Source organism: Kineococcus xinjiangensis (assembly GCF_002934625.1).
Lineage (GTDB): Bacteria > Actinomycetota > Actinomycetes > Actinomycetales > Kineococcaceae > Kineococcus_A > Kineococcus_A xinjiangensis.
The window spans coordinates 1-9,960 of the sequence record NZ_PTJD01000028.1; the positions used below are offsets into that span (position 1 = coordinate 1).

The window sequence follows — 9,960 nt, forward strand, 5'->3', positions numbered from 1 at the left end:
AGGCCCGCGCCCCCTCCCGCACGCCCATCTTCTCTGCCACCGACCTCTGCACGACGTCCCTCCTCGGGCACCAGCGTGCCGTTGGCGCTCCGACATGCTGATGCCTCCGGCATTCAGTGCGCACCGGGAACCCCTGGGCCCAGCGAGTCTTCGCCAGGAGCAGCGTGGCGCCACTGACAAGGCTCGGTGACCGAATTCCGGAGTGACCAGCACGGGTGCTGAACAGCATCGGGGGGTCCGAGGCGATCTTCCGCCCGGCAGCAGCGTGCACAGAGGGAGTCCTTGTGGCCGTCGTCGGCGTCTACGCGGGATGGCCCGCCTCCACGCTCGCTCGCTGCGCAGTGGCCGGTTTCGGCGTGGGGGCACTGAGGCTTTGTCACTAGCTGCCGGCCGGCATCCGTGAGGGCTCAGTGCGGTGAGCGCTGTGCTCCTGCGGTGGCTGCCGTGACCGCGTCGCAGGACCCCTCGCCGGGTGCGACCGTCACGCCAGGCGGGAACCACACCTCCACCTCACCGGCAGGGCCACGCCGTCCCATCAGGCAGTCGTCTCCGGGCGGGGGGACCAGAAGCGCGACGCCGACCCAGCCGTTGGTGCTGCCCGCACGGACGATGACGCCGTCCCTCTGCAGCAGGCGCTCGAGCTCCTCAGGCTCGGCACCCGTGGCCAGAGCCTGACGCACGACCTCGTCGTCATCGTCGCCGAGGTTGGCGACCTCCGGAGGAAGAGGCACGGGCAGCGGGTCACGGCCGGCGCAGTCGTCGGGCAACACCTGAGCCTGCCCGTCGAGGCCGTGGGCGGCGAACTCATAGCGGTAGCAGCGCACGGCACGCGCGGCCTCGCGCGCCTCCCCGAGCCGGAACCCGCTGACGCTCTCGGCCTCGGTCACGACGCTGATGCGGACCTCCACGACCGCGGTGTCACCCTCCTGCTCCTCCATCCGCAGCAGCTGCACCCCCCGGATCACGGAGGAGTCGTGAGACCGCAGCGCGTAGGCCACCTCCACCGGCAACCGGTGCAGCGCGAAGCCGCCACGCTGGAAGTTGCGGGCGAGATGCTCCGCCATCTCGTCGGCTCGCTCATCGGCGTACTCCTGCCCCGCGCTGACACCAGTGCCGCACCCCGACACCACCGCCACCAGCAGGACCCCCACCATCCCCGCCCATCGACCTCGCACGCCCGACAGCCTGCCCCACACCCCCAGCCGAGGGATCCGACGATCGACTCGATGCCCGATCCCTCATCAGACCCACGAGCATGATCCCACCGAGCCCGCGCGTCCGGACACCGAGCCCGCGACAGTGGTGGTGAGACGCTACTGACAAAGGCTCACTGGGCGGGGCGGCGGCCGGCGCCCTCTCGCTCGTGGGGCGTGAGGGTTTCCCCCTCTCTTCGGCTCTCTTCTTCGGTGGCCTCTTCGGCTGCCTCTTCGGCAGCGTCGGCGGCGGGGCGGCGGGAACGCTGGCCGGCGCGGTCGCCGGTCAGTTCGCACGGATGGGTGCCCGGCCGGCGCGAGCAGGCCTGGTGGCGGTGTCCGCCGGGGTCACGGGGCTGAACGCATGGCTGGGCCTGTCGACTGGCCCGACGCTCGGTGAAGCAGTCCTGATCGCCGCGGCCGTGGCGATCGCGACCCTCTCGGCGTGGGTCCTCGCCCCGTGGTGCTTCGCTCCGAGGTTCCGGGCCCTCACCGCTGGCCGTCGCTGAGCCACCTCGCAAGCGTCCAGACGTCCTGCTGGCGCGGTCGCGAGCGGTCGTGGAGGCGCCACACCCCTCACCTGGTGCGGCTGCTGGACCCGCACCTGACGAGGGTGAAGCGCTGGAGGTGTGGTCTGCTGCTGCCGTGAGCAGCGAGGACGTGGTGAGTCGATGGCGGCTGGCCGGTGAGCGCGGTGACGCCGAGGCGGCAGCGGCCTGCCTCAGTCAGGACGTCGTCCTCATCTCCCCGCTGACGGAGCAGTTCCGCTTCCACGGCAGGGACCAGGTGCGCGTCCTGCTCGAGGCCGCGTTCGCGGCCGTCTCAGGCATCCACTTCCACACGCAGGTGAGCCAGGACTCCACCTGCGCGCTCTTCTACCGCGGCAGCATCGGCACCCGGCAACTGGAGGAAGCGCAACTGCTGCGCCTGGACGAGACCGGGCACATCCGTGAACTGACGCTCTTCATCCGCTCCCTGCCGGCGCTGACCGCGCTCATGTCTGCGCTCGGCCCCGAACTGGCCCGCAGACGAGGCAACCGGCCCTTGGCCGCGCTGCTCGCCGTGAGCACCGCCCCGCTGCACGCCATGACCCGCCTCGGAGACCGCGGCATCGTGCCCCTCGCCGCACCGGACCGCTGACCCGCCCCCGCATCCCCACCTGCCCAGCACCGCGACATCCGACTCGGGAAGTCGACAAGCAACCGCTGGCCAGTCGCGATCACGACCGCCGCTGGACGCGTGCCTTCGTCGAGTCGAGGAAGGTCGTGCCGGTGGCTCGTCCACACTGGTTCCATGGATCTCGGGGCCTACGCACGCGTGGCGCTGACGGCCGTGGAGCAGCGGGCTCTGTACTTGCGCGACGTCGACTGGCCCTCGCTCCGGAACTCGACGCTGACCGCGGCGGCGGAAGCAGGGAGCGTGGAACGGGTCCACGACCTCCTGCGCGATGCCGTGCAGCAGGTAGGAGGACCCCACAGCCGCCTCCTCGCCCCAGGCGCCGTTCCTCCCTTCGACGCCGCGACTCAAGAGCTACCCACGGCCCGTGCCGTCGGCGACGTCGGCGTGCTCACCCTCCCCTCTTGCCGCGGCATCACGAAGGCGGCGCGCGCCTACGCCAGGGCCGGCGCCCGCGCTCTGCACGCCATGCCGTCCGTGCGCGCCTGGGTCGTGGACCTGCGGGCCAACCGAGGTGGGTCCATGTGGCCGATGCTCGCCGTGGCCGCGCCCCTGCTGGGCGGCGACGGCACCCTGGGTTCCTTCACCACCCGGGACGGCAAGCGCATCCGGTGGTGGCTGCGCCGCGGCTGGGTCGGCGCCGGCTGGCACCCGTCGGCGCGGTCGAAGGGGCCGCGGCGCCTGCCCGGTCCGGTCGCCGTCCTCACCGGCGCCGACACCGCCAGTTCGGGCGAGGCGGTCGCCGTCGCCTTCCGCGGCCTGCGTCACGTCCGCACCTACGGCAGTCCCACCCACGGCTTCCCCACCGCGAACGACGTGGTGCGGTTGCCCGACGGGGCGCTGCTGCTCATCACCACCGCGACGATGGCCGACCGCCACGGCGTCGTCCACGACGGCCCACTGCCTCCCGACATCCGCGTCGAAGCACCCGACGACCCCCTCACCGCCGCCCTGGCCGACCTCGCGCAGCAATCCGCACGCGAATGAACGATCACCCGATCAGGATGCGGGTCGGATGTGGTCATGGCGGCTGGCGGACGTCCTCGATCGCCGATCTGCATGCGCCGACGGATGCGCGTCGAGCATGCGGACACCTCGGGCTGCGGACCACCTCGGGCATCCGAAATGATCACTACATGGATGGCTCCGTGTCGAAGACTCGGGTGGCACCGGCTGCTGTGGCTGGAGTGGCGTTGGTCCTGCTCGCCGTCGCTCTCAGGTTCTGGATCCCTCTCCTGCGCCCTGAGCCGGGGCAGCCCGGCTACGAGGAGCTGTGGTTCCTGAGCTGGGCAGGGCTGCGCGTCGCGGCCTGGGGCGCTCTCGCCGGTGGGGCGTGGCTGCTGGTGACGGCATGGACCGGTCGCCGGGCACGGGCGAGCGGTCCCTGACCCTTGCGTCGACGTCGTCAGGACGACCGTCTACGTCGCCTCCTTCCTCGGGGCGACCTCGGCACCGCCTGGGACGTCGTCCGCGCGGCCTTCGGTGAGCACGACGTCCCCAGCACCCTGCTCGGCGTTGGCGTCTTGGGCTACGACGACCAGCTCGTCGAGGTCGAGGCCATCGACGTCCGTCCACAGCCGGGGGAGCCGATGAACATCCGCAACTGCCGCTGGTGGGCGCGATCATGGCGGCCGGCGACGTCCGACCATGTCGATGAGCGCGCATCGGCGAATGCGTTGGACGTCGAGGACTCAAGGCGTGAAGGGCCGGATGGATGGACGTACCTGAGGGAGTGCAGGAGTACTACGCCCGGGGTCAGGAGCGTGACCGGCTGGAGCGCGGGCAGGGCCGCCTCGAAGCGCTGCGCACATGGGAGCTGCTGGGACGCTGGCTTCCCAGTGCGCCAGCGACTGTGCTCGACGTCGGCGGCGCGGCGGGCCGCTACGCCCTGCCCCTGGCCGCAGCCGGCTACCGGGTGCACCTGCTGGACCCCGTGCCGCTACACGTCCAGCAGGCCGAGGAAGCCAGCCACGCGGCCGACCACCCGCTGGCCTCGGCGCTGCAGGCCGACGCCCGCGAGCTGCCCTTTCCCGACGACAGCACCGACGCCGTGCTGCTGCTCGGGCCGCTGTACCACCTGCCCGAACGCACCGACCGCCTGCAGGCACTGGCCGAGGCCCACCGCGTGCTGCGCCCTGGCGGCGTGGTGATCGCTGCGGCGATCAGCCGTTGGGCCTCCGCAGTCGACGCCCTGGCGACTGGCCTCGTGCGCGATCCGGACTTCACGGCCATCGTCGCCGAAGACCTCGCCAGCGGGGTGCACCGCAACCCCGGCCTGCGCCCGCGGTGGTTCACCACCGCCTACTTCCACCGCCCCGATGACCTGCGCGAGGAGGTCTCCTCCGTCGGCCTGCAGCCCGAGGGCCCCGTGGCAGTGGAGGGCGTTGCCCGCCTAGCCCCGGAGCTGGACGCCCTCCTCGATGACCCAGCCACCCGCGACCGCATCCTCGATGTCGTGCGGGCCACCGAGAGCGAGCCCGCTCTGCTCGGCGCCAGCGGGCATCTCCTCATCGCCGGCCGCAAGCACACCTGATCCAGCGACTGCCCACCTGACCCCAGCGCCGGCAGCCCCGCGAACATCCGGCTTCGCCGCTGGTGGGGCGCGATCACAAATGCTCCGGCGACGTCCGGCTACGTCGAAGAGCAAGCAGTGGCATGTCTGCGTCATCGGGGTGCAATGGGCAGACTGGCGGAGTGTCTGACCTGATCATCGAGCGAGTCGATCCCAGCAGCTCTACGGCCCTGCAGGCTCTGCGGGCCTACTACGACGACATCGTGAGCCGCTACTACCAGCGACCGATCAGCAGGGAAGAGCTCGATGCCGTGATGCGGGAAGAGAGCAGTGATGACCTCATCCCACCGGGAGGGGTCTTGCTGGTAGCTCGCCAGGGGGGCGAGGTGCTCGGCTGCGCCGGACTGCGCATCAGTTCAGACGTCGGGGAGGTGACCCGGGTGCACGTGACGGCTTCGGCACGCGGACGCGGCCTCGGGTCACGGCTGCTCGTCGAGGTGGAAGACGTGGCCCGCCTCCAGGGGCTCTTGCTGTTGCGACTGGACACTCGCAGCGATCTGGTGGAGGCACGCCGTCTCTACGCTCGCCACGGCTATCAAGAAGTTGAGCGCTTCAACACCTCGCCCTACGCCGAGCACTGGTTCGCCAAGGTGCTCACGCCTCTGCCATGCGATGCCACAGCCCTAGCTCCCACCGCCGATGACCCGCTTGCAGAGGCTCACGACACGAACATCCGACTTTGACGGTGAGGATGAAGATGGTCGTGCAGCTGTCGGGTCTGACCTCGACTTTGACCGACTCCACTCCGGTGGATGTCTTCATTGCGATCTGTCGGCCCGGTGGCTGTGCGACCACCTCGGCGGCGCTGAGCCGGGCGGACGTGACTTCATAGGACCCTGCCCAGAGCCCGTCACCGTCTTGTCCGCCCGACCCGGCCAGCCCGCCCCTGGCTGAGAGGAAGGGACGGACATGACCAGCATGACCGCACTGATCGTCGAAGTCACCGGCGGTGAGGTGATCGGCGGTGTCGACACCCATGCCCGGACCCACCACGCCGCGGCCTTGGACGGCGTCGGTCGGCTCCTGGGCTCGGCGGAGTTCCCCGCTGACGCCGCCGGCTACCAGCAGCTGCTCGCGTGGCTGCGAGGTTTCGGCACGGTGCGCCAGGTCGGGATCGAGGGCACCAGCAGCTACGGCGCCGGACTGACCCGCTATCTGCGCCAGGAGGACGTGGCGGTGCTGGAGGTGAACCGTCCTGACCGGCGCCTGCGGGCCTTGCGGGGGAAGTCCGACCCCCTCGACGCGGAGAACGCCGCACGTCGCGCCCTGGCAAGCACCCCTGAGGCCCAGACCGCCCGACCGCGTCGGCTGCACAGTCAACGCATCCGCCCGGGAGAGGCGGTGGCGACACCGAAGGACACCACCACGGTGGTGGAATCCGTTCGCGTGCTGCGGATCGCGCGTCACGGCGCGGTCAAGGCCCGCGTCGCTGCGCTGAACCAGCTGAAGGACCTCATCACCACCGCCCCGGATGACCTGCGGACCACCCTGCGCAACCGCCCACTGACGACGGTGGCGCAGGAGGTCGCGCGCTACCGCCGCGACCCAGCCCGACTCGCCGAACCGATGCAGGCCACGAAGTGGGCCCTGCGCAGCATCGGCCAGCGTGTCGCGGCCCTCACCGAGGAGATCGACGTGCTCAGCGCCGCGCTGACGAGGTTGATGCGCACCGCGGCCCCGGCGACGATGGCACTGCTGGGGGTCTCCACCGAGCACGCCGGGCAGTTGCTGGTCACCGCCGGCGGAAACCCGCAGCGGCTCGGCTCAGAGGCCGCCTTCGCCGCCCTCTGCGGAGCCTGCCCCATCCCCGCCAGCAGCGGCATGACCAGCCGCCACCGACTGCACCCGGGCGGCGACCGCGACGCCAACTCCAGCCTCCACATGATCGCCCTCGTCCGGATGCGCTGGTGCCCCGATACCCGCGCCTACGTCGAACGCCGCACCAAGGAAGGCCTGTCCAAGCGCGAGATCATCCGCTGCCTCAAGCGCTACATCGCCCGCCAGACCTACCACGCGATCATGCAAGACCTCGGCCACCTCAACGCCCCACCACCGTCGAGAAGTACCCCGCTACGGCCTTGACGGTCTATAGGACCATCGCCGTGCGGGCGCGGTCATGGCGGCCGGCGACGTCCGACCATGTCGATGTGCGAACGTCAGGGGCGACGATCACCTGCTCCTGTGGTCCATGAGGCAGCATCGCGCCCCTCGCCCCTGGATGCTGTTGCTGTGGGTGGCTACGAAGCCCGGTCGACGAAGCCGGCCGCGGAGGTGAGGCACAGGTGGACCTGCCCTTCGTGTGGCTGGTGACGATGTACGACCCGGTCAACCGCAACGCCGATGGCAGCTACACCGTGCGCCTGCAAGTAGAGAGCGACCGCGGCCCCGTGGAGGCGGCCTACGTCCAGGCGGTCGCAGACTTCGCTGCTGACAGCGGCGTTACCTGTCTGGCGGTCCGGGAGCCGTTCCTGCACCTGGACCGCTCGACGGATGAGGAGACGTTGCAAGTCCTCGCCGGCGTCTTCGGCCCCGAGCTCAGCGGCCTCTACGACGGAGCGCTGGTCGATGTTGCCGCCGCGCTGGAGCTGGTGCGGCTGCAGCTGCGCGGCTGGGACCTGCGGTGCACGCTGGAGGACGAGGGCCGGTTCGTCATCCACGTCGGCGTCCAGCAGCGCCTCTACCTCAGCAGCTACACCGCCTGCGAGCGTGCCCTGGCCCGCACAGCGGCAGCGGGCCTGTTCCCGGAACACTGCTCCAGCAATCCGGCCTCCACCACCGGGAAGCCCTTGGTGGAGCGGGCCGCGGACGCGGAGTTCTGGCGCCGGGTCGACGACCTCGTCTTCGACCGCGGTGAGGTGCTTGTGGAGGAGCACAGGGTCGCCGGCAGGGTCTTCCACCGCGTCACCCCTCAGCAGCTGCCCAGCGCGGCGCTGGAGGAGCGGATGCGCCCACGAGTCCTGCTCAGCGTGTGGCCGGGGCTGACCGGCGACGTCGACGTCGTGCGCGAGTGCACCCTCGCCGCGCTCGAGGACTCCGATCACGGGCACCTGGTCTGGATCGACGCCGCGGGGCGCTTGCACCAGCGTTGGGTCGACGGCGAGGACCCCGACGTGCCTGACGTCGCGGTGCTGCTGCGCGAGGCGGTCGCTGCCTCCTGGGTCGAGTCGATCACCCCCAACGGCCCCGTCCGACCCTTACTGCAGGCCGCCCGCCTCGACACCGACGGGGTCCTGCGCGCCCGCTGGACCCGCTGGGTTGACGACGACCTCGACTGAGGTGGCTCTCCCACCACCCCTGAGCGACTCGTGCCGATCCTGAAGGCCATGCCCCGCGGGCATCGGCAGCGCCTTAGCGATCTCACTCTCACGCCGCGCTGAGGGCGCGATCATGACGAGCGTCGGACGTTCTCGTCTGCCAAGAAGCGGGTGACGAATGGCCTCTCAACGCGACAAGCTCACCGCCGTGACCAACCTTGATCCCGCGAGCTACGTCCCGGGCTTGTCCTGGGCAGAGGACTCAGCAGACGACGGGGTCGACCCCAACCCTCCGGCCTGGAGCGGCAGGCCCCGCGGCATCCAGCCCACCACCGTCCCGATCGCACTGGTCCTGGGCGAGTCGGAGCGAGCAGCCGTGCTCCTCACCACCGTCCAGGCGTACCCGAGCGGCGTTTCCATGATCGTCTCGGCACACCTGAGGACACCCGTCGCCGGTGACGACATCGGCGAGCCCATCTCCGATGGACGCCTGCAGCTGACCATCGAGCTCCCCGACGGACAACGGCTCACAGGTACCGAGCCGCTTCCCGAGTACGAGCACCCCAACGCCCAGCGCCTCCGCCCCCACCAGCCAGAGGACGACGAGTGGGTGCCTGAACATGCGGTGCTGCGCCGGCTCGGAGGAGGACGCAGCGAGTCGGTGCTGGATCAGGAGTACTGGCTGTGGCCCCTGCCTATGAGCGGTCGCCTGCGCGTCTCTTGTCAGTGGCTGGAGCAGGACATCTCCCTCAGCAGCCACGAGCTGGATGCGCAGCTCTTTCGGGATGCCGCAGCGCAGGCTTGCCCCGTTCGCGTCGAGCGGGTCCTCGGTCCCGCTTTCGGCGAGCAGGCCATCGCCGGGTCCCCCTGAGGCTGAGACGGCGCCGACACCATGACCACCCCAGCGACTTCACGGTCATGCCGCTGATGGGGCGCGATCACGCCCCGCCCAGAGGCACTCCTCTGCCGAAGAGCGAGCGTTGTGCGCGGACGTCACCGTGGAGCAGCGGGCGTGCTGGACCTTGCCTGTGGGTCGACGGGACTCGGCTCAGTGGATGACTACGGCTCCCCGTCGCCCTCGCCCTCGTCGTCCTCGTCGTCCTCGTCGTACTCATCGCAGGGCCGGAGGCGATCGAGGAACTCGGCGAAGTCGTCAGCCACCCGGCGAGGGACGCGGTCCTCGTCGACGTAGACGACGGCCGGCTCCCCCTTGGGGCCGCAGTCGCTGTAGTCGAGCATGACGGTGTCGTGGCCGGCGGAGGGAGTGGAGCAGATGACCACTCCAACATCGGGGTAGTCCCACTCGGGGATCATGTACCTGCTGCCGAACTCGGAGTCGATGCCCCACTCGCCGCCAAGGCCTAGGAGACCGTGCACCTCGAAGTGGTCGTGGGACCAGGTCGTCGGGAACGTCGTGGGCAAGCAGCTGCGGCGCAGGTGTCCGCCGTTGCGCTCCCGCAGCGCGGCTAGGTAAGAGGCGGGCAGCTTCACGCCCAGGGCCTCCTCGGCCCTTGTGATGAGGGCGTCCGTCAGGGGCGGTCCGGTGTAGTAGTCACCGTCGTCGAACAGCTCCGGCATCTGCGACTCCCGTCTCGAGGATGGCGTCCACTACCCCAGCCTGCTCGCCTGACGCAGACAGAGCACGACAGCATCCGACTTTGGCTCCCTTCTAAGTCAAGACGGGGTCTTGCGGGGCGGCAGTCGAGGTGGGGATGCTGGGTGTGGCGGGTCCGGGAAGTGACTTCTCCGAAGGGCCGGTGTGGGG

The 9,960-nt window shown here is 70.4% G+C and carries 11 protein-coding genes and 1 pseudogene; 10 read left to right on the forward strand and 2 right to left on the reverse strand.

Features of this window, described 5'->3' with window-relative positions:
* Nucleotides 1–407 precede the first annotated feature (407 nt).
* Nucleotides 408–1,175 (reverse strand): hypothetical protein, encoded by a 768-nt coding sequence (locus tag CLV92_RS20555; protein WP_146099710.1) that lies wholly within the window; start codon nt 1,173–1,175, stop codon nt 408–410.
* A 188-nt stretch (nt 1,176–1,363) separates the two neighbouring features.
* Between CLV92_RS20555 and CLV92_RS20560 the strand changes: the two genes are divergently transcribed.
* The 10 genes and pseudogenes from CLV92_RS20560 to CLV92_RS20605 all read left to right on the forward strand — a co-directional run bounded on the left by CLV92_RS20560 (nt 1,364) and on the right by CLV92_RS20605 (nt 9,066).
* The gene (locus CLV92_RS20560) at nt 1,364–1,702 is read left to right on the forward strand and encodes a hypothetical protein (protein ID WP_104435930.1); all 339 of its coding nucleotides are present in this window, start codon (nt 1,364–1,366) and stop codon (nt 1,700–1,702) included.
* A gap of 136 nt (nt 1,703–1,838) precedes the next feature.
* On the forward strand, nt 1,839–2,333 hold the full coding sequence (locus CLV92_RS20565) for a nuclear transport factor 2 family protein (protein WP_158257364.1): 495 nt from the start codon (nt 1,839–1,841) through the stop codon (nt 2,331–2,333).
* Nucleotides 2,334–2,486: 153 nt separating this feature from the next.
* Nucleotides 2,487–3,356: a S41 family peptidase gene (locus CLV92_RS20570; RefSeq protein ID WP_104435933.1), complete on the forward strand. Its 870-nt coding sequence runs from the start codon at nt 2,487–2,489 to the stop codon at nt 3,354–3,356.
* 161 nt (nt 3,357–3,517) lie between these two features.
* Complete coding sequence (locus CLV92_RS20575) at nt 3,518–3,757, forward strand: hypothetical protein (RefSeq protein WP_146099711.1); 240 nt, start codon at nt 3,518–3,520, stop codon at nt 3,755–3,757.
* A 10-nt stretch (nt 3,758–3,767) separates the two neighbouring features.
* Nucleotides 3,768–3,931, forward strand: a pseudogene (locus CLV92_RS23160) (RidA family protein); the annotation flags it as partial.
* A 152-nt stretch (nt 3,932–4,083) separates the two neighbouring features.
* A complete protein-coding gene (locus CLV92_RS20585) occupies nt 4,084–4,902 on the forward strand; it encodes a class I SAM-dependent methyltransferase (protein ID WP_104435936.1) in 819 nt (272 codons plus the stop codon).
* A 161-nt stretch (nt 4,903–5,063) separates the two neighbouring features.
* Entirely contained in the window at nt 5,064–5,624 is a 561-nt protein-coding gene (locus CLV92_RS20590) for a GNAT family N-acetyltransferase (protein WP_211291328.1), read from the forward strand.
* Nucleotides 5,625–5,850: 226 nt separating this feature from the next.
* Complete coding sequence (locus CLV92_RS20595) at nt 5,851–7,023, forward strand: IS110 family transposase (RefSeq protein ID WP_104435939.1); 1,173 nt, start codon at nt 5,851–5,853, stop codon at nt 7,021–7,023.
* 200 nt (nt 7,024–7,223) lie between these two features.
* Nucleotides 7,224–8,216 (forward strand): RNA-binding protein, encoded by a 993-nt coding sequence (locus tag CLV92_RS20600; RefSeq protein WP_104435941.1) that lies wholly within the window; start codon nt 7,224–7,226, stop codon nt 8,214–8,216.
* A 355-nt stretch (nt 8,217–8,571) separates the two neighbouring features.
* Nucleotides 8,572–9,066, forward strand: coding sequence for a hypothetical protein (locus tag CLV92_RS20605; RefSeq protein WP_146099712.1), 495 nt, complete (start codon nt 8,572–8,574; stop codon nt 9,064–9,066).
* Between the two features lie 188 nt (nt 9,067–9,254).
* On the opposite strand, the gene CLV92_RS20610 is transcribed toward CLV92_RS20605, so the two are convergent.
* Nucleotides 9,255–9,773 carry an SMI1/KNR4 family protein gene (locus CLV92_RS20610; RefSeq protein ID WP_104435944.1) on the reverse strand — a complete coding sequence of 173 codons (519 nt, stop codon included), beginning with the start codon at nt 9,771–9,773 and terminating at the stop codon, nt 9,255–9,257.
* Nucleotides 9,774–9,960: the final 187 nt, after the last annotated feature.